We start from the raw sequence: 21,652 nt of genomic DNA, 5'->3' as shown, positions 1-21,652 counted from the left end.
CTATGTTTTTACGTCACATTCTAAGCTTTGCCTTTGCGGTTTCAGCGTTACCCGCGCTGGCGGTCACCTTGGGCGACGATGGTTTGCACAAGACGGATTGGATGCGCGAAACCTTCCTTGATCTGCGCGAAGATCTGGAAGAGGCGAACGCCGAAGGCAAGCGTTTGATGGTCATGATCGAACAGCGCGGATGCATCTATTGCACGAAAATGCACGAAGAAGTTTTCCCAGATCCAGAGGTTACGGCCACCATCGAAGACGCGTTCTTCGTGATCCAATTGAACCTGTATGGCGACCGCGAAGTTTTGGATTTCGACGGGGTGGCAATGTCCGAAAAGGACCTCGCGCGGCGGTGGAATGCCATGTTCACGCCGATGGTGATGTTCTTTCCGCCAGATGTCCCAGAAGGGGTGCAGGGCAACGCGGCAGCGGTCGCGACAATGCCGGGTGCATTTGGCCGTGGAACCACGTTGGATATGCTCACTTGGGTGCGGGACGAAGGGTATCTAGGCCATGAAGCCTTCCAAAGATATCACGCACGGATGATCGAAGAACGCTCTGCGGCCCAGTAAAATAAGGGTCGCAAATCAAAACATTCAAATAATTGATTTTGTTGTTGCGAGAATCCTTTTCGGTGGTCTACGGTATACATCAAGATTTTGTGATCCAGGGAGGGACCATGAAGCAGATCGTTTGTATCGGCTTAAGCGTCGTGCTTGCCACGTCGGCCATTGCTGAAAATGTAGCCCCAGATGATGTCGTTTATGGCGAATACGGTGATGTCACCGCGTCGCTGAGCGGGACAGCGGGAGACCCCGCAGCGGGTCGCGAAATTATGATTGCGCGGGGCAAGGGCAATTGCATTGCTTGCCATGCCGTCACCGACCTGATGGATCAACCGTTCCACGGTGAAGTGGGTCCAATGCTGGACGGGGCTGGTGATCGGTGGACCACCGCAGAACTGCGCGGTCTGGTGGCCAATGCGAAGATGACGTTCGAAGGTACGGTCATGCCAGCCTTCTACAAAACCAGTGGCTTTAACCGCCCGGGTGACGCGTACACAGGCAAAGCAGCCGAAGGTGAACTTTCACCGCTGCTGACCGCCCAAGAAATCGAAGATGTTGTGGCGTATCTGCAAACTCTTACCGAGTGATTAGAGCCAAATTTGCGAGGAAAAACAATGAAACTGACGCGTAGAGACACGCTGATGCTGGGTTTGGGGACCGCTGTTGCAGCGATGATCCCGATGCAAGCATCTGCTGCCGTAGACGAGGCGATTGCAGCCTTTACCGGTGGCGCTGAAATGGGCAGCGAGGGCATCACACTGATCGCCCCCGAGATTGCCGAAAACGGGAACACTGTTCCTATCGAAATTGACGCACCGGGCGCTGAGGCGATTCTGATCCTTGCTGCTGGCAACCCGACACCGGGTGTCGCGGAAATGCGTTTTGGTCCATTGGCTGCGGCCCAGTCCGGTTCCACACGGATCCGCCTTGCTGGCACACAAGATGTGATCGCGATTGCGAAGATGCCTGACGGGACATTCGTGCGCGCCAGCCAAGAAGTAAAAGTGACCATCGGCGGCTGCGGCGGCTAAGGGAAGGAACAAGACATGGCAGATAATGTAAAACCCCGCGTCCGCGTTCCACGCGAAGCATCAGCCGGTGAAGTCATCACCATCAAGACGCTGATCAGCCACAAAATGGAATCCGGTCAGCGCAAAGACGACGATGGCAACACGATCCCACGGTCCATCATCAACCGCTTCACCTGTGAATTTAATGGTGAAAGCGTTGTGGATGTAACGCTTGAACCTGCGATTTCGACGAATCCGTTCTTCGAATTCCAGTCGGTTGTGCCAGAGACAGGCACCTTCGTGTTCACATGGTACGACGACGATGGCGACGTCTACACCGAAAGCAAAGACATCGCAGTATCGTAATGCAGTCGTGCGGTCAGGGAGGGCCTAGCGTATGAACAAGTTCCTAAAAACAACGGCACTGGTCACTTTGGCCGCCGGAGCGGCGCAGGCCGATGAAGAGGCAAATCTTGTCGTGAATGGCGAGATTGAAATCACAGTGCGGGCAGACGCGCCCGCGCATATCGATGGCCTCAGCGAGGTTCTGTCTGGCTGGGTGTTCCGGTCTGACGAAACCCAAGCGTTCCAAATGGACGACTTTGAAAATCCGGGGATGATCTTTGTGGATGACGCGATTGATGCGTTTAACACAGTCGAAGGATCTGAAGAAAAGTCCTGCGCAAGCTGTCATGAAAACCCTGAATCGCTTGCTGGTGCGCGGGCCGTTTATCCAAAATGGAACGACGAAGCCGAAGAAGTGCGGACGATGGCGATGCAGATCAACGGCTGCCGGACCGAACAAATGGGTGCCGAAGAATGGGCCTACGACAAGACTGACATGCTGAACATGGAAGCTTTGATGGCGTCTGTTTCGCGTGGTTTGCCGATCAACGTTGCGATCGACGGCCCAGTGGAAGCGACTTATCTGCGCGGTGAAGAACTGTATTACGAACGCACCGGTCAGCTTGATCTGTCTTGTGCCAGTTGCCACGAAGACAACTACGGCAACTACATTCGTGCCGATCACCTGAGCCAAGGCCAGATCAACGGGTTCCCGACATACCGCCTGAAAAACGCGAAACTGAACGGCGTGCATTCGCGGTTCCGTGGCTGTGTCCGTGACACGCGTGCGGAAACATATGCGGTCGGGTCTGACGAATTTGTAGCACTTGAATTGTATCTCGCATCCCGCGGGAACGGTCTGTCGGTCGAAGGACCGTCTGTCCGTAACTAAGAACCTCACAAGCCCGTGCTCAGTTTTCTGAGTGCGGGTCTTTTTTAGGATAAAACATTCACGTTTATGCATGTGAATATTTCGAACGAAAGCAAAGCTAATGATTTCACGCCGTGATTTTCTGCAAGCCTCGATGGCCGCGTCCGCAATCTACGGCGCCTCTGGGTTCGGGAATTGGGGCCGATTGGCTGCCCAGCAGGCATTGTCGCAAGACCAGTTGTTGGACTTTGATACCTACGGCAATGTGTCCTTGATACATATCACCGACATCCACGCGCAGTTGAAACCGATCTGGTTCCGCGAGCCCGAGATCAATCTGGGCGTTGGGTCGAACAAAGGTGCCGTGCCACACATCACCGGCGCTGAATTCCGCAAGGCATATGGCATCGACGATGGATCGGCCTCTGCTTATGCGCTGACATATAATGACTTTTCCGCGTTGGGGCAGGCTTATGGCAAAATGGGTGGTCTTGATCGCTGCGCCACGGTGATCAACAAAATCCGCGCGGATCGTCCAGATGCTTTGCTGCTGGATGGTGGCGACACGTGGCACGGGTCTTACGGGTGCTATCATACGCAGGGCCAAGACGTCGTGAATGTAATGAACGCTTTGAAGCCCGATGCGATGACATTCCATTGGGAATTCACGCTCGGGTCTGATCGGGTGCGTGATATCGTGAATGATCTCCCGTTCGCGGCACTCGGTCAGAATATTTTTGACGCCGAATGGGATGAACCAGCCGAAGATTTCGCGCCTTACAAGTTCTTTGAGCGCGGTGGGGTGAAGATCGCCGTTATCGGTCAGGCCTTCCCATACATGCCAATTGCGAACCCGGGCTGGATGTTCCCAGAGTATTCATTTGGCATCCGTGACCAGCGCATGCAGGAAATGGTGGATGAAGTCCGTGGCATGGGCGCTGAATGCGTTGTTTGCCTGTCTCACAACGGCTTTGACGTCGATAAAAAGATGGCGGAACGGGTGACGGGGATCGACGTGATCCTTGCCGGTCACACCCACGACGCGCTGCCCGAGCCTGTGCTGATCGGCGATACGATCGTTGTGGCCTCAGGGTCCAACGGTAAGTTCATCAGCCGCGTTGATTTGGATGTGCGCGACGGCAAGATGATGGGCTTCCGGCATAAATTGATCCCGATTTTTGCCGACGTGATCGAGCCCGACAAAGAGGTCGCCGCGCTCATTGACGAACAGCGCGCACCATTTGCGGCGGAACTGGCCGAAGTAATCGGAAAGACCGCAGATGATACGACACTATTCCGGCGCGGCAACTTTAATGGATCATGGGACGACCTGATTTGCGATGCGTTGCTCGAGGAACGCGAGGCCGACATCGCCATGTCACCGGGCGTGCGTTGGGGGCCGTCGATTATGCCGGGGCAGGATATCACTCGTGAAGACCTGTGGAACGTGACATCGATGACGTATCCAAACGCCTATCGCACCGAAATGACAGGCCAGTTCATCCACGAGATCGTGGAGGATGTCGCTGACAACCTGTTCAATCCGGACCCGTATTACCAACAGGGTGGTGACATGGTCCGCTTGGGTGGCATGGGCTACCGGATTGATATCACCAAACCGATTGGTGAACGCATCACCGAAATGACGTTGCTCAAGACCGGAGAAAAGATCGACCCGTCCAAGACCTATGTCGTCGCAGGTTGGGCATCGGTCAACGAAGGCACAGAAGGACCACCGATTTGGGACGTGGTCGAAAGCCACATCCGCAATCAGGGCACTGTTTCAGTCACACCAAACACTTCCGTTCAGGTTGTTGGCGCGTAAGATAAGAGGACGAACCATGAGTAATATTTACAAAGGTCTGAAACCGTCTCGCCGGAATTTTCTGCGCGGTGCTGCGGCCAGTGGGGCCGCTTTGGTCGGCGGCGCTACGGGTGCGCGTGCTGCGGGTGATCCGCTGATTACCGAAAAACAGCCGTGGTCGCAGTACCTTGGCGCAGGCGTAGATGAGGCCCCATATGGGATGCCGTCCAAATTTGAGGCCCACGTCCGACGTCAGGATGTGCCGTGGTTGACCGCTGATCCGATCAGTTCAATCAACTTCACACCGCTGCATGAACTCGACGGGATCATCACGCCCAATGGTGTTTGTTTTGAAAGGCACCACGGCGGTGTCGCAGAAATTGCACCGCAAGATTACCGCTTGATGATCAATGGTTTGGTGGATCGCCCGCTGGTCTTCACGATGGACGATCTGATGCGGTTCCCGCGTGAAAACCACGTCTATTTTCTCGAATGTGCCGCGAATTCCGGCATGGAATGGGCGGGATCGCAGCTGAATGGCTGCCAGTTCACCCACGGGATGATCCACAACGTGATGTACACGGGCATCCCGCTGCGTCTGTTGCTGGAAGAAGCTGGTGTGAAGACCTCCGGCAAATGGTTGCTTCCGGAAGGCGCGGATGCATCTGGTATGACCCGTTCGATCCCAATGGAAAAGGCGATGGACGACTGTCTTGTCGCGTTCAAGATGAACGGTGAAGCGCTGCGTCCGGAGCAGGGGTATCCAGTCCGACTGGTTGTTCCCGGTTGGGAAGGCAACATGTGGATCAAGTGGCTGCGTCGCATCGAAGTGGGTGACCAGCCGTGGCATCACCGCGAGGAAACATCGAAATACACCGACCTGCTGGCGAACGGTCAGGCGCGGCGGTTTACGTGGGAAATGGACGCAAAGTCTGTGATCACCAGCCCGAGCCCGCAAAAACCGATCACACATGGTCCGGGCCGGATGGTTCTGACGGGTGTGGCGTGGTCGGGTCGTGGCACGATCCCTCGCGTGGATGTCACGCTTGATGGCGGGATCACATGGCACATGGCGCGCATGTCAGGGCCAAGCATGAATAAGTCGATGCACCGTTTCTATTGCGACTTCGAATGGGACGGAAAACCGATGCTGCTACAAAGCCGTGCGCACGACAGCACTGGATACGTTCAGCCGACCAAGGATGCATTGCGTGCGATCCGTGGCGAAAACTCAATCTACCATAACAACAGCATCCAAACATGGTCTGTGAACGAACAAGGGGTGGCTGAAAATGTCGAAATTTCTTAAGATTTTCGCGCCTGCAGGGGCGGGTGCCGCCTCTATGTTGACGATGGCCTATGTTTTGGCCGACCAGTTTATCGTTGATATGCCAGCGCCTGTGCGCGGTACGCTTGTGCAGCCTGCGAACGCGCAGGACACAGCGACCACTGCGGAAGAGCCGATGGCGCAAGATGCACCGATGGTTGTGATGGCCGCCGCTGAAATGCCCGAAGGCGGTTTTGGTCTTGGTCGCGATGCGCTTGCTGAAGAAATCGCTGCTTGGGATATCGACGTGCGTCCAGATGGCCAGGGGCTTCCTGCAGGTAGCGGTGATGTGTGGACCGGCGAAGAAGTCTTCGTTGAAAAATGCGCCGCTTGCCATGGTGATTTTGGTGAGGCAGTCGGGCGTTGGCCCGTGCTTGCGGGTGGTCGTGATACATTGTCTGACGACGATCCAGTCAAGACGATTGGATCCTATTGGCCATATCTTTCCACGGTTTATGACTATGTGAACAGGGCGATGCCATTTGGTGAAGCGCAGTCGCTTGAACCGGATGAGATCTACGCGATCACGGCGTATCTGCTTTACGTCAACGATCTGGTCGAGGACGACTTCACCCTGACGAACGAAAACTTCCTTGAAGTCGAAATGCCGAACACGGACAATTTCTTCATGGATGACCGTGCGGAGGTCGAACTGCCGCTGTTCGTATCGGCCGACGTTTGCATGGAAAACTGCAAAGACAGCGTCGAGATCACGATGCACGCCAGCGTCCTTGATGTGACGCCGGATGACGAAGAGGAAACAGCTGAAGCTGCAGAACCTGCTGTTGAAGCAGAGGTCGTCGTTGAAGAACCATTCGCCGAAGAAGCAGCTGTAGAGGAGGTCGCAGTCGCAGCTCTGGACCCAGCTTTGGTAGAAGCCGGCGAAGGCGCGTTCCGTCAGTGTAAATCTTGCCACCAAGTAGGCGAAGGCGCTGTCAATCGCAGTGGTCCACAGTTGAACGGGATCGTGAACCGCACCATCGGTAGCGTCGAAGGGTTCCGGTATTCCGGCACATTTTACGATGCGCGCGACGCAGGCGACGTTTGGACCGAAGAGATGCTCGCGGCATTTCTCGCTGATCCCAAAGGCACCATGGCAGGTACCAAAATGTCGTTCCGTGGTGTGCGTAACGAAGACGATATCACGGCGCTCATCGCATATCTCAAGAGCTTTGGTAGCGAATGATCAGGGCTGTCTGCGTTACCATAGGTCTTTGCGCCGCATCGTCTGCCAGCGCACAGCTGAACGGGGATGCGGTGCGCGGTGAAGAAATCTATGCCAAATGCGCAGGCTGTCATAAGATCGGGGAAGGGGCAGTGGACCGGATTGGCCCACATCTGAACCACATCTTTGACCGGCCTGCGGGTGCATCCGAAGGGTTCCGATATTCGAACGGGTTTCGTCGGGCGGCTGATGGGGGGCTCACGTGGGACTATGAAACGCTGGATGCGTTCATTGAAAACCCAAGGGCGTTGGTGACCCAAACAAGGATGAGCTTTCGTGGCATGCCGGACCCGCAAGACCGCGCTGATCTGATCGCGTATCTTCGGGCGTTTTCTGATAACCCACAGGACATTCCTGAATCTGCCCCAACGGCACAAGCCGTTGACCATTCGGTCGCACCTGAAATCTTGGCCATCGTGGGTGATCCGGGTTACGGCGAATACCTGTCGGGCGAATGCACGTCTTGCCACCAAACTAGCGGTGCGGGCGACGGTATTCCCGCAATTACCCAATGGCCAACAGAGGATTTTGTGACAGCGATGCATGCCTACAAAGATGGTGTGCGTGCCCATCCCGTCATGCAGATGATGGCGGGACGTCTGTCCAACGAAGAAATCGCAGCCCTTGCCGCGTATTTTAAGGACGTCGAATAAATCGATGCCAATTAGGGAGGATGACATTATGTCATTGAATAGAAGAACATTTATGGCGGCTGCATCTGCTGCTGTAACGGCGCTTTCTGCACCGATGGTATTAGCGCAAGGGCGTCCGCGCGTTGTAATCGTGGGCGGGGGCGCTGGGGGGGCGACTGCTGCACGTTACATCGCTAAAGACAGCGACGGCGCGATTGATGTCACGCTGATTGAACCATCACGCCAATACTACACATGCTTCTTTTCCAACCTTTACCTTGGCGGTTTCCGCGAAATGAATTCGCTTGGCCATAGCTATGGCGGCTTGGCGGCGGACTATGGCATTAACGTTGTGCATGATTGGGCGACTGGCGTAGACCGTGATGCAAAAACAGTTGCGTTGGCTGGCGGCGGTGCCGTGCCATACGACCGTTTGATCCTATCACCCGGCATTGATTTCATCGAAGGGTCGATCGCTGGTTGGGACCTCTCATCACAAAATGCGATGCCGCACGCGTATAAGGCCGGGTCCCAAACTGAGCTGCTGAAAGCGCAAATCATGGCGATGCCCGAAGGCGGGACATTCGCAATGGTCGCCCCGCCGAACCCATATCGTTGCCCACCTGGTCCATATGAACGGGTGTCGATGGTTGCGCATTTGTTGAAGAATACAAACCCTACCGCGAAGATCCTGATCGTTGATCCAAAAGAAAAATTCTCGAAGCAGGGTCTGTTCGAGGAAGGTTGGGCGAAACACTACGACGGTATGATCGAACGCGTTGGCCCCGATTTTGGCGGTGACAACGTCACTGTGGATCATAACGCGATGACCGTCGACATCGATGGCGAAGTGACCAAGGTTGACGCCTGTAACGTGATCCCTGCGATGAAAGCGGGCCAGATTGCCGAAATGGCTGGCATCACCGAAGGGAACTGGGCGCCTGTCAACGCGGCTGACATGTCCTCAAAGATGGATGAAAACATCCATGTGCTTGGTGATGCATGTGCGCAGGGCGACATGCCGAAATCGGGCTTCTCTGCGAATTCACAAGCAAAGGTCTGCGCCAACGCGGTACGTGGTGCGTTGACCGGATCAACTGTGTTTCCTGCGCGTTTTGCGAATACGTGCTGGTCATTGATCGACACTGACGACGGTGTGAAAGTTGGCGCAACCTACGAGGCCACTGACGAAAAGATCGCAAAGGTCGACGGGTTTATCAGTGCAACGGGCGAAACGTCCGAAGTGCGGGCTGCGACGTACCGTGAATCCGTGGGTTGGTATGACGGCATCACGTCCGACATGTTTGGGTAAGGTCTGCTGGGGTCTTGACCTGTATCAAGGCCCCACAGCCCGACGCGACCTATTGTAAAGTCACAAGGAGGAACGATTATGAAAACTGCTTATATGACTGCGCTACTTGCTGCGATGGCCACCAACGCCATGGCAGAAGATTCCACGATTTACGCGTTTGACGGCACCTTCGAAGATGCGACCTTTGCTGTCGAAAGTGCTATCCTCGATCAAGGCCTCGTGATTGATTACGTCAGCCACACGGGCGAGATGTTGGCGCGGACCGGGCCTGACCTTGGTAGCGACGTCGACCTGTTCGCCGCTGCCGACATTTTCGTTTTTTGCTCGGCAAAGCTGTCGCGCGAAGTGATGGAAATCAATCCCATGAATATCGCGCATTGCCCTTATGGTATCTTCGTGGCCGACCAAGCCGGAGATGTCAGCATTGGCTACCGCAACTATCCAGAAGGCGAAATGCAGATGGTCCAATCCTTTTTGGATGACATCGTGCAGGACGCTTTGGGCGAATAGGAACGACATGAACTACTCTGCTTTTTTTGACCAAACGCTGACTGATCTAATGGACGACGGGAATTACCGCGTATTTGCTGATCTCGAACGGCATCGCGGTGATTTTCCGAAAGCCACCAATCGCGGGGATGAAACACGTGAGGTGACGATCTGGTGTTCGAATGATTACCTTGGCATGGGCCAGCATCCAGATGTGATCGCGGCGATGCACAACGCGTTGGACACGGTCGGGGCAGGGGCAGGTGGGACGCGCAACATATCAGGCACGACCCACCATCACGTTGTTTTGGAACATGAATTGGCGGACTTACATGGCAAAGAGGCGGCGTTGTTGTTCACGTCGGGCTATGTGTCGAACTGGGCCGCTCTTGGTACTTTGGCCGCGAAAATTCCCGATTGTCTGGTGCTGTCGGATGCGCTGAACCATGCGTCAATGATTGAAGGCATCCGTCATTCCAAAGCTGATCGGCAGATTTGGCGGCATAACGATCTGGACCACCTCGAAGAATTGCTGGCCGCACAACCGCTTGATCGTCCGAAACTGATTGCCTTTGAAAGCGTCTATTCGATGGACGGGGATATCGCGCCGATTGAGGCGATTTGTGATCTTGCCGAAAAATACAATGCGCTGACCTATATCGACGAAGTTCACGCCGTGGGTCTTTATGGCCCGCGCGGCGGCGGTATTGCGGAACGCGAAGGATTGATGCATCGGATCGACGTGATCGAAGGCACGCTTGGTAAGGCGTATGGCGTTGTCGGCGGCTACATCGCGGCTAGTGCGGCGTTGTGTGATTTCGTGCGGTCGTTTGCGAGCGGTTTTATCTTTACGACGGCGTTACCTCCTGCCGTGGCGGCAGGCGCTGCCGCGTCTATCAAACATCTGAAGTCGAGCCAGACAGAGCGTGACATCCATCAGTCCAAAGTGGCTGAAGTCCGTGCAAGGCTAGATGCCGCTGGCATCCCGCATATCGACAATCCGAGCCATATCATTCCGGTGATGGTCGGTGATCCGGTGAAGTGCAAATACCTGTCCGACATTTTGATGGCAGAGCACGGTATCTACATCCAGCCGATCAATTATCCGACCGTACCGAAAGGCACCGAACGGTTGCGGATCACACCATCGCCAGTGCATTCGGCTGACGACATTGATGCATTGATCGGTGCGTTGGAAGATCTGTGGCATCAATGCGAATTGGCCCGCATTCCGATGGCCGCCCAGTAGATTGACGTAAGTCAATGCAGGGTGGTGCCTGACTGATTAGGTCAATGATATGTTAGAAAGTGCACTTGAAAACTTTGGCGATGGCGTTGTGCTGGTTTGCTTTGGCGCACTGGTTGGCATCTTGTTTGGGGCCGCGGCACAGCATTCCAAGTTTTGTTTGCGGGCCTCAACCGTCGAAGTCGCAGAGGGCCAATTTGGCCCACGCTTGTCGATCTGGTTGGTCGCCTTCACGATGGCGGTTGCCACCGTTCAGACCATGATCGTTCTGGGCTGGTTAGACGTCTCTGACAGCCGCCAAATCGCGAACCCCGGTAGCCTATCTGGCGCGATCATCGGCGGTTTGATGTTTGGTGTCGGAATGGTTCTAGCACGCGGTTGTGCAAGCCGCCTGTTGGTCTTGTCCGCCACAGGCAATCTGCGCGCCCTGATCACCGGACTGGTGCTGACGTTGGTTGCGCAGGCGTCACTGCGCGGTGTCCTGTCACCTGCGCGCGAGGCGCTGAGCGGTTTGTGGATGGTGTCCGGCGGCACTGATCGTGATTTGCTGGCGCAGCTTGGGCTGACATCTGGCATCGCGGCTTTCATCGCAGGTGCTGCCTTGTTTAGTGCGCTTCTTTTTGCGGCGTCTCGCAAGGTTCCGTCGACCCATATCATCGCGGGCATCGGGGTTGGGTTAGCCGTATCTTTGGGCTGGCTGGTCACCTATCTGGTCGCGATGACGTCCTTCGACGTCGTGGCTGTGACGTCGGTGACTTTCACAGGGCCTGCCACGGATACGTTGATGGGCTTGGTCAGCAACCCGCAATTGCCGCTTGGGTTTGGTGTCGGTCTTGTGCCGGGCGTATTCGTGGGCGCTGGGGCCATGGCGCTGTGGAAAGGCGAGGCGAAGATCCAACGCTTCGGCGTTGACAATCCGCTTGAGAACTACTTGATCGGTGCAGCCCTGATGGGTTTCGGTAGTATGCTGGCGGGGGGCTGTGCAGTTGGCGCAGGGCTGTCGGGCGGTGCAATCTTTGCCGTGACCGCTTGGGTCGCCGTTGGATCAATGTGGGTCGGTGCGATGGTGACGCACCGGATCATCACCCGCAGGCCCATCATGCGAACAGCGTAGTCGTGTCCTATTCGAATTCCATTTGTTCGTAGACACGGCCTGCATTCTTTGTGGCCAGTTCTTCGAACGTATCAAGGTGCAAATAGGGCGACTGATCTACGTAATATGCGTCCGCAAGCCCGCCGCCGCTATCAAGATGTTCGCCGACTTTGCCGCGCAAATATTCTAGATAGCCCTTCGTATACAGACGGACTTGATCCATGTTCGTCGGATGGCCGTGGCCCGGAATGACATAAGCTGCGTCCAGCGCTTCGAATTCCGTATCCCACGTTTCGAGCCAATCAAGGGTGTAGGTATCTTCAAAAATCGGAAGCATTCGTTCGTGAAACGCCATGTCGCCTGCAATCACAAGATCTTGGTTCGGCAGCCAGACAACCACGTCGCCCGCGCTATGGGACGGACCTAAGTAACGCGCTTCGATCCGGTACCCCCCGAGTTCAACGATATAGTCGTCCTCGAAGGTTTCGGTCGGGCCTTGCAAAACGGTGCCTTCGTGGCGGTCGCGGTTCATCCGTTCGGCATTTGCGATGATCTGGCCACCGCGATCCGCAAATTCGGCTGCGGCATCGACATGGGCAATAATCGGGACGTCTTGGGTTGCCCAATAGGAATTGCCGAGCATCGCATGGCCTTGGCCGTTTTCGTTAATGACCAAAACAACAGGCTGATCCGTGCGCGCCTTGATCTCGGTATGAAGCGCTTCGCCTAATCCGTATGATCCACCGCCGTTGATCACAACCACGCCTTCGCCTGTGATGATAAAGCTGAGGTTGTTGTTATGGCCTGCGTTTTCATATGTCGGCGGGGCTGTGGCACCGATGGCGCTGAACACGCCGGGAATGAATTCGACGGGTGCACTGTAAAGCAGCGATCCGGGATATTGATCGGCAATGTCTTCATTCGCGATAGCTGTTGTAGCGGAGCAGGCCGCGATCAAAACGATAGGTTTCATATTACTTCTCCGACGAAAATATACCCGCCGTCGCGTTTTTCTGCGCGACCAAGCCCACCGCCGGGCAGATGGAACCCAACGAACCGCATCTGGTCTTGCGTCAGCTGATCTAACAACCCTGCACGGGTTTTTGCCCCCAAGGTGGGATCCTGATCCGAATTCGAATGCCACGTTGGCTGTTCAAAACCGATGTGGTGATTACCAATTGCGTCGCCTACAATCATGATCGTTTCTGTCCCGACCTGCACCGCGAACGCCATATGTCCGGGCGTGTGGCCCGGTGTTGCGCGTGCGGTCACACCCGGCAGTACTTCTGCGCCATCACCAAAGAATGTGATGCGATCTGCAATCGCACCCAGCCGATTGGCAGCGCCGACTGCAAAGGCCTGCCGATCTGACCGGATCGTCGAAACAGTGTTTGGATTGGTCCAATAATCCCATTCGGTTTGCCCGATGTGATACGCAGCTTCAGGAAACCAAAGATCGCCAAAGTCATCCAGCAGGCCCCACAGATGATCAGGATGCGCATGGGTAAACACGACGTCCGTGATATCAAATGGGTCGACACCCAGTTGGTCCAAGGCGTCGCTGAGCTTACCAGCACTCGGCATGAAATCAGCACCTGAACCGACATCGAACAAAACAGTCCGATCAGCCGTGCGCAGCAATGTGACGTTGCAGTCGGGGGAGACGGTTTCACCGACCAATCCGTTACGCGTCAGAATTTCATTCGCACTGGGCGCAGGCATGTCGCCCAAGACAAAGGAACGAGGCAAAACAAGATGTCCGTCGCTGAGCGTGTGCAGCTTGGTATCGCCTACAACGACGCTGGACTGTGCCCACGTCATGCGTGGCGTCGCAAGTGTCACGCCAGCGGCGGCAACTGATTGAAGCAGGGCACGTCTGCGGATCATCGAAACATCCTTACATATTCTATTTTGTGAATATTAATGTGCAGAACGCGGTGCCGAAAGTCAAACGAAGCTTGGGATGTTTGATTGAGGAGGGCGCACGCGCATCTAAAGGTACCCCTAAGTTATTGAAAAGCGCCGCGAACGGTCTTTTCTTAAGGGCATCTTTAGATGCAATCACTGTGCGTGAATGGTGGGCGACCCTGGAATCGAACCAGGCGTGAGTCGCCTCGAGGGAGTTACAGTCCCCTGCCACACCTTGCGGCCTGTCGCCCACTAGGCGGCTGATTACCGATGCCACATCACCCCGTCAACCGCAAAAAGCCACTCTTTTGCCCCCCTTCACAGTTTGTTTCGAACGCGGTAGGCAGCGGGGTCTCAAAGCGTCAGGAAAACAGATGAAAAAGCCAAAGTGGGTTGTTGCAAAAGAACAAGCAAAACGGGTGGCTGCGAACGAAACAGTCTGGTTGTTTGGCATCCATGCGGTGCGGGACGCGCTTGAGAACCCGAAACGTGTGAAGCTGCGGCTTGTTGTGACGCGCAATGCGATGGACAAACTAGCCGATGCGATCGGGAAGGCGGGTATTGAGCCTGAAATCTCTGATCCACGTAAATTTGCAGCACCGCTTGATCCGCAATCGGTCCACCAAGGGGCTGCTTTGGAAGTGAAACCGCTGGATTGGGGCAAAATCGAAGAAATTGCACTAGGTGGTGCGGATGATTCAGGTCCACCGCGTATTGTTCTGCTCGACCGTGTGACAGACCCGCATAACGTCGGGGCGATTCTACGGTCTGCCGAAGTGTTTGGCGCACGGGCTGTGGTTGCGATGAACCGCCATGCTGCCCCCGAAACAGGTGCTTTGGCGAAAACCGCCAGTGGTGCGTTGGAACGGCAACCCTACGTGCGGGTCCGCAATCTGGCCGACACGATGATTGCACTGAAAGACATGGGGTATCTGGTGCTGGGCCTTGATGGGACCGCTGAACAGACAATCGAACAGGCTGTCGAAGGTAAGCGCGACCGCGCCATTGCGCTCGTGATGGGCGCCGAAGGACCGGGTTTGCGCGAAAAGACGCTGGAAACCTGCGATTCTTTGGTGAAAATCGATTATGCAGGCGGATTTGGGTCGCTCAACGTCTCAAATGCGGCGGCTGTCGCCCTATATGCTTCTAAAGGGTAAGCAAAAAGGGGCTGCTGGATGACGATTACCAAGGTTGGGACGTGTTGCTATTGCGGAACGAAAGCGGCTTTGGTGTTACGCGGATCAGAGCGGCACGAACTCAGCTGCAGCACATGCGGTGCGCCGCTACATGCACTTAAAATTCTCCCGCAAAGGGCAGCGGAGCCCGCGCGCCCAAAAGCGGTCTCCCATCGTCCAAAGCCGCAAAAAGTCCGCGATTATGAGAACGCGAAGCATCGCGTGAAACCCGGTAAACGCCGGAAATCCAAAAGCCTTGGCCGCAAGATATGGTCAGAGGTTTGGGACGTTGTCGAAGATATCTTTGACTGATCACGCGCATTAAGAACGTGTTCACGTTTTGCTGATCAACTCTTGGATATGCGAATTTCACCCCCAGATTCGTAACTAGACATGGCATTGGAACCTGCCTGTCTGCCTCACTGTCCCTCGTTCCATACCTTGCGCCCGGGTTCTCCCTGGGCGCTTTTTTCTTTTGGGATCGCGGTCTAGGGTGAACCATGACATATTCAGACGAATTTCTTCGCGGGATCCTGCGCCGTGCCAAAACAATCGCAATTGTCGGGGTGTCCGCCAAAGAAGTCCGGCCAAGCTATTTTGTGGCAAGGTACCTGCAACTGAAAGGTTATCGGATTATTCCGGTAAACCCCAGTATCGCAGGACAGACGCTTTTCGGGGAAAAAGTGTACCCCGATTTACAAAGCATCCCTGACGCCGTTGATATGGTCGATATTTTCCGCAGATCGGACGCGGTGCCGGGCATTATTGACGAAGCGCTTGCGCGGTGGCCTGATTTACAGACGATCTGGATGCAGATTGGTGTGGAACATGCGGATGCAGCAGCCGTGGCAGAGGCGCGCGGTGTTGATGTTGTCCAGAACCGTTGTCCGAAGATTGAATATCAGCGGCTGATGGGCGAATTGCGGATGGGTGGGTTCAACACCGGAATAATTTCTTCGAAATTATGAAGGGGCGCTGCCCCTTGTGATCCCCGAGATATTTTTGACCAAAAGAAGTTAGCGAGACGCCTTTTCGGCGATGCCGGACTGTGTGGTCCGCGATGCGAGCTCGGCTTCGATATCGGCGAGTGTGACATCACGTGCGGCGCACATCACCAGCAAGTGGTAAATCGCATCAGCGGCTTCCGAGGTCAGTTTCGCTTTGTCGCCTTTGATGGCTTCGATGATCGCTTCGATCGATTCTTCACCGAACTTTTCCGCGCACTTTTCCGGACCCTTGGCGAGCAGTTTTGCGGTCCAGCTGCTGTCCGGATCAGCGCCTTTGCGGGCGGCGATTGTGGCGGCGAGGTCGTGAATGCTCATGCGGTTCTCATCGGGATGCCGGCGTTTTCCATGTGGGCTTTCGCCTCTGCGATGGAATAGGTGCCGAAGTGGAAGATGGACGCCGCGAGTACGGCGGATGCGCCGCCTTCGGTGACGCCCTCAACAAGGTGATCCAGCGTGCCAACGCCGCCTGATGCAATGACGGGCACGTTGACTGCGTCGCTGACGGCGCGGGTCAGCGGCAGATTGAAGCCGGATTTGGTGCCGTCACGGTCCATGGAGGTCAGTAGGATTTCGCCTGCGCCTTTTTCCACGACTGTGCGTGCAAATTCCACGGCGTCGATGCCCGTGGCACGGCGCCCCCCGTGGGTGAATATTTCCCAGCGGTCCGGTTCGACGGTCTTGGCGTCAATCGCCACAACGATACATTGGCTGCCAAAACGCATCGCGGCTTCCGCCACCACGTCTGGATTGGCCACAGCTGCGGAGTTGAAACTGACCTTGTCGGCCCCTGCGAGCAGAAGGTTGCGCACGTCGTGATGGGTCCGCACCCCGCCGCCAATCGTCAGCGGCATGAAACATTGTTCGGCGGTCCGCGTTGCCAGATCGAACATCGTGCCCCGATTTTCTTCGGTGGCCATAATGTCGAGAAAGCAAAGTTCGTCGGCGCCAGCTGCGTTATAAGCGATGGCCGCATCGACGGGATCGCCCGCGTCGACAAGGTCCACAAAGTTCACGCCTTTCACGACACGCCCTTCGGCGACGTCCAGGCAGGGGATGATGCGTGTTTTCAACATGCCGTGAGGTTTAGGGGGAATCGTATCGCTTGGAAAGGTGCTGTGTCATGTGTTGGGGTCCCTTATGAGGAGAAAACCATGAAACGTATACTGACTGCCATGACGACGGCACTTTCCCTGATTGGAGCCCCATCGATGGCCGAGACGATCACACAAAACTCACTCAAATCCGTATCTGCCACGATGGACGCGCTTCAGGCTGCTGTTGAAGGCGCGGGTGCGACTGTATTTGCGCGTGTGAACCACGGCGCAGGGGCGACATCGGTCGAGATGGAGCTTACTGATGCGGAGCTGTTGATTTTTGGCAATCCACGGCTCGGCACGCCTGCGATGCAGGCTGACATTCACGCGGGCCTGCAATTGCCGCTGCGCGTGCTGGTGTACGCGGGCGACAATGGGACGGTTGTCGCTTACGAAAGCGTCGAGACATTGTTTGACGGGTTGGATGTGCCATTGGACGCTGAATTTGCTCAGCGCATGACTGGTGCATTGGCCATGCTGACCGGCAAGGCCATCGCGGAGTAGGCCCAACGGCTTCTTTGCGGATGTTCGGAAAAGGGGCGGCGTAACCGCTGCCCCCTCTAATATCACGCGGTGAGCAGGGCCATTGCTTCGGCCAAGTCAATAGCCCCGTCGTACAGCGCACGGCCCGAAATTGCGCCGGAAATCACGTCTGTTTCTTTCAGCGCTTTGAGGTCTGCAAGCGACGACACACCGCCAGACGCAATCACCGGAATATCGACGGCGCGGGCGAGGGCGGCTGTTGCATCAATGTTAGGGCCTTTCATCGCGCCATCACGTAGAATGTCTGTATAGATGATCGCGGCAATCCCTGCGTCCTCAAACGATTTGGCCAGATCGGTGACCATGACGTCGGTTTCTTCGGCCCAGCCGCGTGTGGCGACGCGCCCGTTACGTGCATCAAGGCCGACGGCTACTTGGTTCGGGAATGCCTTTGCAGCTTCGCGCACCAAATCAGGGTTTTCGACAGCAACCGTGCCAAGAATAACGCGGGTCAAACCGCGGTCTAGCCAACGTTCGATCGTGGCCATGTCGCGGATACCGCCACCCAATTGGGTCGGGACCTTGCAGGCCTTTAGGATCGCCTCAACTGGTGCGGCGTTTACCGGTTCCCCTGCAAACGCACCGTTCAGGTCAACAAGGTGCAGCCATTCGCAACCCGCTTCAACAAAGCTGCGCGCCTGTGCAGCCGGATCGTCGTTGAAGACGGTTGTTTGATCCATATCGCCGTGCACAAGCCGCACTGCGTTACCGTCTTTAAGGTCAATTGCGGGATAAAGGATCATGGCGCTACTCCGGTTGCTTGGCCGCTTTCTACAGTCGGCGGCGTGGAATGCAATGCGTGCCCGACCCAACGTCATTGTTGCTTTGCGACCGTGCTCGCGCCCAATCTGCGACATCACTTACGGGAGGAAGAGAAAATGAAGACTTTGGTATTGGCGGCGGTTGCTGCGATGTCGATGGCAACCACTGCTGTTGCGCAAGAAGCCGTCTATGGCGAATGGAAATCCCAGCCGGGCGAAACCGGTGGTTACATCCACGTGCGTCTTGGGCCGTGTGGGTCAAACGTGTGCGGTGAAATCACCCAAGTGGTTGGCAACGACAACACGTCCATCGTTGGTCGCACGATCATTCAGGGCATGTCACCGCAGGGTGGCGGGTCTTACACTGGCGGCACGATCTGGGCGCCTGATACAGACAAAACGTACAAATCCGACATGACCATGAACGGTAACAATTCAATGGTTGTTCGCGGTTGTGTTGGTGTTTGCACAGCGCTGACAAGCCGTTCACAGACGTGGACGCGTGTACGCTAAATCCTAAAGAAGTTGCGCCTCAGCGGCGCAGCTTCGTTCCCCGCCGGGACGCAGGCCAGTTTCGACAAGTAGGCCGCGATCCCGCGCTTCGTAGTAATATCCGCGCGCATACCAACTGACAGCCGTTGCTTCGTCGCCGTTCGAAAGCAACCAAGCGCCCCGCAGATATCGCCCCGCATAAAGCAAATTCGTTTCCGCATTCAGCAGGCTGTCTGGCGTGCCGCGATGCCCCATCGTTCGGGCAGTCTGCGGCAAAATCTGCATTAAACCCCAGTAAGGACCGTTCCGTGCGCCCGCCCGATAATCGCTTTCGCGTTGGATCACGCGGTGCAGCAGACTTTCGGGAATGCCGTGGCAGGCCGCATATTTCTGCACCAAGGCCCGCATTTCGCGGGTTTCACCAGGGTAAAGTCCGATATCGTCGCGTGTGCCTTGCGATTGCGCTGCGACCTCTGGCGATCTTACGGGAATGAAACCGCAACTGGCGACAGAGCAGGCAAGGGCGAGACACATCAAACGCTGAAACATGAGAAGCTTTCTAGGGTTGTTTCCTAAAAGCTAACGCAACTTGGCCTATAACGGTAGTCAGGGTTTCCAGACGGGCAAACAGTCGCCGTCTACGGCTTCCACGACAGGAAGTTGCCGATCATCCGCAGACCTGCGTCTTGGCTTTTCTCGGGGTGGAACTGCATTCCTATAATGTTGTCGCGGCCCACGATCGCAGTGATGTCGCCGGCGTAATCGACGTGCGCTAGACGTTCAGCCGGATTGGTGACCGTCATGGCATAGGAATGGACGAAATACGCGTGTTCGCCTGTTTCAATGCCCTCAAGAACCGGATGCGGGTTGTCGATCACCAGATCGTTCCAGCCCATATGCGGAATCTTCAAGGATGGGTCAGATGGTGTTATTTTGCGAATATCGCCCGCAATCCAGCCAAAACCTGCGGTTGGTTCATATTCGTGGCCCGTAGTCGCCAGCATCTGCATGCCCACGCAAATCCCCATGAATGGGACGCCACGCGCGGTCACGGCTTTTGTGATCGCGTCGCCTAATCCGGTGCGGGCCAGCAATTCGGCGCGACAATGTGGGAACGCCCCATCGCCGGGCAGCACGATCCGGTCGGCCTTGGCTACGATGTCAGGGTCGGCGGTGACGTGAATTGCGCCACTGCCAACTTCCGCAGCCATCCGTTCAAACGCCTTTTGCGCCGAATGCAAATTGCCGCTGTCGTAATCGATCAGAACAGTGGTCATAGAGCACCCTTAGTCGACGGAATAGCGTCTGCTTTGCGTGGGTCGGTTTCCAGCGCATCGCGCAACGCGCGCGCTACGGATTTAAACGCGGCTTCGACGATGTGGTGCGCATTAAACCCGTGCAGCTTGTCGATGTGCAGCGTGATACCGCCGTGTGTCGACAGCGCTTGGAAAAACTCGCGAACCAGTTCCGTGTCGAACGTTCCGATCTTGCCGAACGGCAGGCCAAGGTTGCAGATCAGATAGGGGCGTGCGGACAGGTCAAGCGCACAGCGGACCTGCGCGTCATCCATCGCAAGGTGGCACGACCCGTAGCGTACGATACCCTTTTTATCGCCCATCGCTTCGGTCAATGCTTGGCCAATCGCGATGCCCACGTCCTCGACCGTGTGGTGGTCGTCGATGTGCAGGTCGCCGGATGCCCGTACTGTCAAGTCAATCAACGCATGGCGCGACAGCTGGTCCAGCATGTGGTCAAAGAAACCCACACCCGTCTGGTTGTCATAAATCCCTGTGCCATCAAGGTTTAGGGTAACAGTGATGTCGGTTTCAGCCGTTTTGCGCGTGATCGTTGCAGTCCGCATGGGAACCTCCGTAGGCGTTGTAGGCCGCTTATAGGCGCGCTGTGGGCAGGGGCCAAGATGGCGCGTGACGAATATGGACAGATGTGGCGAGAAGGCAGGAATACCCGACTTTGGCGGATGCGTCGGCTGTCTTAGGGTGACGGCATTCCAGATACAAAGGATTGCGTCATGATCCACTTTTACCACGGTCTGATCGGGGACCACCGTCATTTTGCGCAGGTCGCTGCGCGGCTTGAGAATGGCGTCGGACGGTGCCACGCGCCCGATATTCCGTTTCTGGATCAAGACTATAGCGATGTTGTCGATGACCTCCGCGACACGGGACTGCGACCAACGGTGCGTGTCGGCAATTCTATCGGGTGCGGCTTGGCCGTTGCATTAGCGGGCGACGACGATCAGTTGATCCTGACGGCCCCGCCGTTTGATTATAGTCGCGGGATGGTTCCATTACGCAAAGCGTTCGTACGTCAGTGGATCAAAGGTCTTTACGTCCAGCACGGTGCGATCAAAGGCGAAGCTGCGTTTCTACAGCACGCAACGGCCCAAGTGCACGGGTTGCTTGAAAGTAGGGCTCAGATCAAACGGTTGCGGCAGTACAAATCAGCGGCGCAATCTTTCTGGGACGATCCACGTTTGGTGGACCTTCAAGACCGGATCACGTTTGTCATCGGTGATGCGGATTACACAACGCCCACCGCATGTTTCCTGCAAACGGTGAAACGGCGCCTGCCACGCGCAAAAGTCGAAGTTTGGGCGAACTGCGGTCACGCGGTACCGTTAGATGCACCGGACCGGTTGGCCGCCTTGATCCGGCACCGGTCCATCGGACTGCTTGGGCGGCAGCCACAGCCATTCGCGTTAAGTGCTTGAAAATATTGGTCCCCGAAACGA

27 protein-coding genes and 1 tRNA gene are annotated in these 21,652 nt (G+C 56.0%); 19 read left to right on the top strand and 9 right to left on the bottom strand.

The genetic code is table 11. The annotated features are described in order from the left end of the window. Positions 1–2 precede the first annotated feature (2 nt). From AC0L7R_RS12085 to AC0L7R_RS12025, 13 genes are all read left to right on the top strand, one after another. Complete coding sequence (locus tag AC0L7R_RS12085) at positions 3–572, top strand: thioredoxin fold domain-containing protein (RefSeq protein WP_473657141.1); 570 nt, start codon at positions 3–5, stop codon at positions 570–572. A 107-nt stretch (positions 573–679) separates the two neighbouring features. Then, on the top strand, positions 680–1,153 hold the full coding sequence (gene soxX, locus AC0L7R_RS12080) for a sulfur oxidation c-type cytochrome SoxX (protein ID WP_473657139.1): 474 nt from the start codon (positions 680–682) through the stop codon (positions 1,151–1,153). A gap of 27 nt (positions 1,154–1,180) precedes the next feature. After that, the gene (soxY, locus tag AC0L7R_RS12075; protein ID WP_473657137.1) at positions 1,181–1,597 is read left to right on the top strand and encodes a thiosulfate oxidation carrier protein SoxY; all 417 of its coding nucleotides are present in this window, start codon (positions 1,181–1,183) and stop codon (positions 1,595–1,597) included. Between the two features lie 15 nt (positions 1,598–1,612). Next, the gene (gene soxZ / locus AC0L7R_RS12070; RefSeq protein WP_247126514.1) at positions 1,613–1,942 is read left to right on the top strand and encodes a thiosulfate oxidation carrier complex protein SoxZ; all 330 of its coding nucleotides are present in this window, start codon (positions 1,613–1,615) and stop codon (positions 1,940–1,942) included. 31 nt (positions 1,943–1,973) lie between these two features. Further along, positions 1,974–2,813 carry a sulfur oxidation c-type cytochrome SoxA gene (gene soxA / locus AC0L7R_RS12065; RefSeq protein WP_348107840.1) on the top strand — a complete coding sequence of 280 codons (840 nt, stop codon included), beginning with the start codon at positions 1,974–1,976 and terminating at the stop codon, positions 2,811–2,813. 100 nt (positions 2,814–2,913) lie between these two features. Further along, entirely contained in the window at positions 2,914–4,617 is a 1,704-nt protein-coding gene (soxB, locus tag AC0L7R_RS12060; RefSeq protein WP_473657135.1) for a thiosulfohydrolase SoxB, read from the top strand. Between the two features lie 16 nt (positions 4,618–4,633). Beyond that, on the top strand, positions 4,634–5,905 hold the full coding sequence (soxC, locus tag AC0L7R_RS12055; RefSeq protein WP_473657134.1) for a sulfite dehydrogenase: 1,272 nt from the start codon (positions 4,634–4,636) through the stop codon (positions 5,903–5,905). Beyond that, entirely contained in the window at positions 5,889–7,109 is a 1,221-nt protein-coding gene (locus AC0L7R_RS12050; protein WP_473657133.1) for a c-type cytochrome, read from the top strand. Before soxC ends, AC0L7R_RS12050 begins: the two co-directional genes overlap by 17 nt. Continuing rightward, on the top strand, positions 7,106–7,801 hold the full coding sequence (locus AC0L7R_RS12045) for a c-type cytochrome (protein WP_473657131.1): 696 nt from the start codon (positions 7,106–7,108) through the stop codon (positions 7,799–7,801). The genes AC0L7R_RS12050 and AC0L7R_RS12045 overlap by 4 nt, the downstream gene beginning before the upstream one ends. Positions 7,802–7,829: 28 nt before the next feature. Then, positions 7,830–9,092, top strand: coding sequence for an FCSD flavin-binding domain-containing protein (locus tag AC0L7R_RS12040; RefSeq protein ID WP_473657129.1), 1,263 nt, complete (start codon positions 7,830–7,832; stop codon positions 9,090–9,092). A 114-nt stretch (positions 9,093–9,206) separates the two neighbouring features. Further along, positions 9,207–9,602: a DUF302 domain-containing protein gene (locus AC0L7R_RS12035; RefSeq protein WP_473660406.1), complete on the top strand. Its 396-nt coding sequence runs from the start codon at positions 9,207–9,209 to the stop codon at positions 9,600–9,602. 7 nt (positions 9,603–9,609) lie between these two features. Beyond that, on the top strand, positions 9,610–10,830 hold the full coding sequence (gene hemA / locus AC0L7R_RS12030) for a 5-aminolevulinate synthase (RefSeq protein WP_473657128.1): 1,221 nt from the start codon (positions 9,610–9,612) through the stop codon (positions 10,828–10,830). Positions 10,831–10,879: 49 nt separating this feature from the next. Beyond that, on the top strand, positions 10,880–11,941 hold the full coding sequence (locus AC0L7R_RS12025) for a YeeE/YedE thiosulfate transporter family protein (protein WP_473657126.1): 1,062 nt from the start codon (positions 10,880–10,882) through the stop codon (positions 11,939–11,941). Positions 11,942–11,948: 7 nt separating this feature from the next. Here the strand turns inward: AC0L7R_RS12025 and AC0L7R_RS12020 are convergent, their stop codons facing one another. The 3 genes from AC0L7R_RS12020 to AC0L7R_RS12010 form a co-directional block, all read right to left on the bottom strand. After that, positions 11,949–12,893: an MBL fold metallo-hydrolase gene (locus tag AC0L7R_RS12020; protein ID WP_473657125.1), complete on the bottom strand. Its 945-nt coding sequence runs from the start codon at positions 12,891–12,893 to the stop codon at positions 11,949–11,951. Next, on the bottom strand, positions 12,890–13,807 hold the full coding sequence (locus AC0L7R_RS12015; protein ID WP_473657124.1) for an MBL fold metallo-hydrolase: 918 nt from the start codon (positions 13,805–13,807) through the stop codon (positions 12,890–12,892). Before AC0L7R_RS12015 ends, AC0L7R_RS12020 begins: the two co-directional genes overlap by 4 nt. A gap of 188 nt (positions 13,808–13,995) precedes the next feature. Continuing rightward, a tRNA-Tyr gene (locus tag AC0L7R_RS12010) sits at positions 13,996–14,079 on the bottom strand. A 123-nt stretch (positions 14,080–14,202) separates the two neighbouring features. Between AC0L7R_RS12010 and rlmB the strand changes: the two genes are divergently transcribed. The 3 genes from rlmB (at position 14,203) to AC0L7R_RS11995 (ending at position 15,971) form a co-directional block, all read left to right on the top strand. Beyond that, positions 14,203–14,985, top strand: coding sequence for a 23S rRNA (guanosine(2251)-2'-O)-methyltransferase RlmB (rlmB, locus tag AC0L7R_RS12005; RefSeq protein WP_348107829.1), 783 nt, complete (start codon positions 14,203–14,205; stop codon positions 14,983–14,985). An 18-nt stretch (positions 14,986–15,003) separates the two neighbouring features. Beyond that, positions 15,004–15,315: a hypothetical protein gene (locus AC0L7R_RS12000; RefSeq protein ID WP_473657123.1), complete on the top strand. Its 312-nt coding sequence runs from the start codon at positions 15,004–15,006 to the stop codon at positions 15,313–15,315. Between the two features lie 188 nt (positions 15,316–15,503). Next, positions 15,504–15,971 (top strand): CoA-binding protein, encoded by a 468-nt coding sequence (locus AC0L7R_RS11995; RefSeq protein ID WP_473657122.1) that lies wholly within the window; start codon positions 15,504–15,506, stop codon positions 15,969–15,971. A gap of 48 nt (positions 15,972–16,019) precedes the next feature. Here AC0L7R_RS11995 and AC0L7R_RS11990 read toward each other — a convergent pair whose 3' ends face one another. Together AC0L7R_RS11990 and hisF are read right to left on the bottom strand one after the other, a co-directional pair. Continuing rightward, the gene (locus AC0L7R_RS11990; protein WP_247126541.1) at positions 16,020–16,325 is read right to left on the bottom strand and encodes a phosphoribosyl-ATP diphosphatase; all 306 of its coding nucleotides are present in this window, start codon (positions 16,323–16,325) and stop codon (positions 16,020–16,022) included. Next, positions 16,322–17,083 carry an imidazole glycerol phosphate synthase subunit HisF gene (gene hisF, locus AC0L7R_RS11985; RefSeq protein WP_473657121.1) on the bottom strand — a complete coding sequence of 254 codons (762 nt, stop codon included), beginning with the start codon at positions 17,081–17,083 and terminating at the stop codon, positions 16,322–16,324. Before hisF ends, AC0L7R_RS11990 begins: the two co-directional genes overlap by 4 nt. Positions 17,084–17,161: 78 nt before the next feature. Between hisF and AC0L7R_RS11980 the strand changes: the two genes are divergently transcribed. Next, complete coding sequence (locus AC0L7R_RS11980) at positions 17,162–17,608, top strand: DUF302 domain-containing protein (RefSeq protein ID WP_473657120.1); 447 nt, start codon at positions 17,162–17,164, stop codon at positions 17,606–17,608. Between the two features lie 62 nt (positions 17,609–17,670). On the opposite strand, the gene hisA is transcribed toward AC0L7R_RS11980, so the two are convergent. Further along, positions 17,671–18,390 carry a 1-(5-phosphoribosyl)-5-[(5-phosphoribosylamino)methylideneamino]imidazole-4-carboxamide isomerase gene (gene hisA / locus AC0L7R_RS11975; protein WP_473657118.1) on the bottom strand — a complete coding sequence of 240 codons (720 nt, stop codon included), beginning with the start codon at positions 18,388–18,390 and terminating at the stop codon, positions 17,671–17,673. A gap of 135 nt (positions 18,391–18,525) precedes the next feature. Here hisA and AC0L7R_RS11970 point away from each other — a divergent pair, with 135 nt between their 5' ends. Then, the gene (locus tag AC0L7R_RS11970; RefSeq protein ID WP_473657117.1) at positions 18,526–18,921 is read left to right on the top strand and encodes a DUF2147 domain-containing protein; all 396 of its coding nucleotides are present in this window, start codon (positions 18,526–18,528) and stop codon (positions 18,919–18,921) included. Between the two features lie 3 nt (positions 18,922–18,924). Here AC0L7R_RS11970 and AC0L7R_RS11965 read toward each other — a convergent pair whose 3' ends face one another. The 3 genes from AC0L7R_RS11965 to hisB form a co-directional block, all read right to left on the bottom strand. Beyond that, entirely contained in the window at positions 18,925–19,449 is a 525-nt protein-coding gene (locus AC0L7R_RS11965; RefSeq protein WP_473657116.1) for a transglycosylase SLT domain-containing protein, read from the bottom strand. 89 nt (positions 19,450–19,538) lie between these two features. Then, the gene (gene hisH / locus AC0L7R_RS11960) at positions 19,539–20,177 is read right to left on the bottom strand and encodes an imidazole glycerol phosphate synthase subunit HisH (RefSeq protein ID WP_473657115.1); all 639 of its coding nucleotides are present in this window, start codon (positions 20,175–20,177) and stop codon (positions 19,539–19,541) included. Continuing rightward, positions 20,174–20,761, bottom strand: a complete 588-nt coding sequence (gene hisB, locus AC0L7R_RS11955; protein ID WP_473657114.1) for an imidazoleglycerol-phosphate dehydratase HisB — start codon at positions 20,759–20,761, stop codon at positions 20,174–20,176. Before hisB ends, hisH begins: the two co-directional genes overlap by 4 nt. Positions 20,762–20,929: 168 nt before the next feature. Here hisB and AC0L7R_RS11950 point away from each other — a divergent pair, with 168 nt between their 5' ends. Then, positions 20,930–21,631, top strand: a complete 702-nt coding sequence (locus tag AC0L7R_RS11950) for an alpha/beta fold hydrolase (protein WP_473657113.1) — start codon at positions 20,930–20,932, stop codon at positions 21,629–21,631. The last annotated feature ends 21 nt before the right edge of the window (positions 21,632–21,652 follow it).

The organism is Yoonia sp. D2-7 (genome assembly GCF_055809435.1).
This window is presented reverse-complemented; position numbering and strand designations above follow the sequence as displayed.

Excerpts from the sequence above, each read along its gene's own strand:
- AC0L7R_RS12085 (WP_473657141.1), top strand. The coding sequence starts at position 3 with ATGTTTTTACGTCACATTCTAAGCTTTGCCTTTGCGGTTTCAGCGTTA.
- soxX (WP_473657139.1), top strand. The coding sequence starts at position 680 with ATGAAGCAGATCGTTTGTATCGGCTTAAGCGTCGTGCTTGCCACGTCG.
- soxY (WP_473657137.1), top strand. The coding sequence starts at position 1,181 with ATGAAACTGACGCGTAGAGACACGCTGATGCTGGGTTTGGGGACCGCT.
- soxZ (WP_247126514.1), top strand. The coding sequence starts at position 1,613 with ATGGCAGATAATGTAAAACCCCGCGTCCGCGTTCCACGCGAAGCATCA.
- soxA (WP_348107840.1), top strand. The coding sequence starts at position 1,974 with ATGAACAAGTTCCTAAAAACAACGGCACTGGTCACTTTGGCCGCCGGA.
- soxB (WP_473657135.1), top strand. The coding sequence starts at position 2,914 with ATGATTTCACGCCGTGATTTTCTGCAAGCCTCGATGGCCGCGTCCGCA.
- soxC (WP_473657134.1), top strand. The coding sequence starts at position 4,634 with ATGAGTAATATTTACAAAGGTCTGAAACCGTCTCGCCGGAATTTTCTG.
- AC0L7R_RS12050 (WP_473657133.1), top strand. The coding sequence starts at position 5,889 with ATGTCGAAATTTCTTAAGATTTTCGCGCCTGCAGGGGCGGGTGCCGCC.
- AC0L7R_RS12045 (WP_473657131.1), top strand. The coding sequence starts at position 7,106 with ATGATCAGGGCTGTCTGCGTTACCATAGGTCTTTGCGCCGCATCGTCT.
- AC0L7R_RS12040 (WP_473657129.1), top strand. The coding sequence starts at position 7,830 with ATGTCATTGAATAGAAGAACATTTATGGCGGCTGCATCTGCTGCTGTA.
- AC0L7R_RS12035 (WP_473660406.1), top strand. The coding sequence starts at position 9,207 with ATGGCCACCAACGCCATGGCAGAAGATTCCACGATTTACGCGTTTGAC.
- hemA (WP_473657128.1), top strand. The coding sequence starts at position 9,610 with ATGAACTACTCTGCTTTTTTTGACCAAACGCTGACTGATCTAATGGAC.
- AC0L7R_RS12025 (WP_473657126.1), top strand. The coding sequence starts at position 10,880 with ATGTTAGAAAGTGCACTTGAAAACTTTGGCGATGGCGTTGTGCTGGTT.
- AC0L7R_RS12020 (WP_473657125.1), bottom strand. The coding sequence starts at position 12,893 with ATGAAACCTATCGTTTTGATCGCGGCCTGCTCCGCTACAACAGCTATC.
- AC0L7R_RS12015 (WP_473657124.1), bottom strand. The coding sequence starts at position 13,807 with ATGATCCGCAGACGTGCCCTGCTTCAATCAGTTGCCGCCGCTGGCGTG.
- rlmB (WP_348107829.1), top strand. The coding sequence starts at position 14,203 with ATGAAAAAGCCAAAGTGGGTTGTTGCAAAAGAACAAGCAAAACGGGTG.
- AC0L7R_RS12000 (WP_473657123.1), top strand. The coding sequence starts at position 15,004 with ATGACGATTACCAAGGTTGGGACGTGTTGCTATTGCGGAACGAAAGCG.
- AC0L7R_RS11995 (WP_473657122.1), top strand. The coding sequence starts at position 15,504 with ATGACATATTCAGACGAATTTCTTCGCGGGATCCTGCGCCGTGCCAAA.
- AC0L7R_RS11990 (WP_247126541.1), bottom strand. The coding sequence starts at position 16,325 with ATGAGCATTCACGACCTCGCCGCCACAATCGCCGCCCGCAAAGGCGCT.
- hisF (WP_473657121.1), bottom strand. The coding sequence starts at position 17,083 with ATGTTGAAAACACGCATCATCCCCTGCCTGGACGTCGCCGAAGGGCGT.
- AC0L7R_RS11980 (WP_473657120.1), top strand. The coding sequence starts at position 17,162 with ATGAAACGTATACTGACTGCCATGACGACGGCACTTTCCCTGATTGGA.
- hisA (WP_473657118.1), bottom strand. The coding sequence starts at position 18,390 with ATGATCCTTTATCCCGCAATTGACCTTAAAGACGGTAACGCAGTGCGG.
- AC0L7R_RS11970 (WP_473657117.1), top strand. The coding sequence starts at position 18,526 with ATGAAGACTTTGGTATTGGCGGCGGTTGCTGCGATGTCGATGGCAACC.
- AC0L7R_RS11965 (WP_473657116.1), bottom strand. The coding sequence starts at position 19,449 with ATGTTTCAGCGTTTGATGTGTCTCGCCCTTGCCTGCTCTGTCGCCAGT.
- hisH (WP_473657115.1), bottom strand. The coding sequence starts at position 20,177 with ATGACCACTGTTCTGATCGATTACGACAGCGGCAATTTGCATTCGGCG.
- hisB (WP_473657114.1), bottom strand. The coding sequence starts at position 20,761 with ATGCGGACTGCAACGATCACGCGCAAAACGGCTGAAACCGACATCACT.
- AC0L7R_RS11950 (WP_473657113.1), top strand. The coding sequence starts at position 20,930 with ATGATCCACTTTTACCACGGTCTGATCGGGGACCACCGTCATTTTGCG.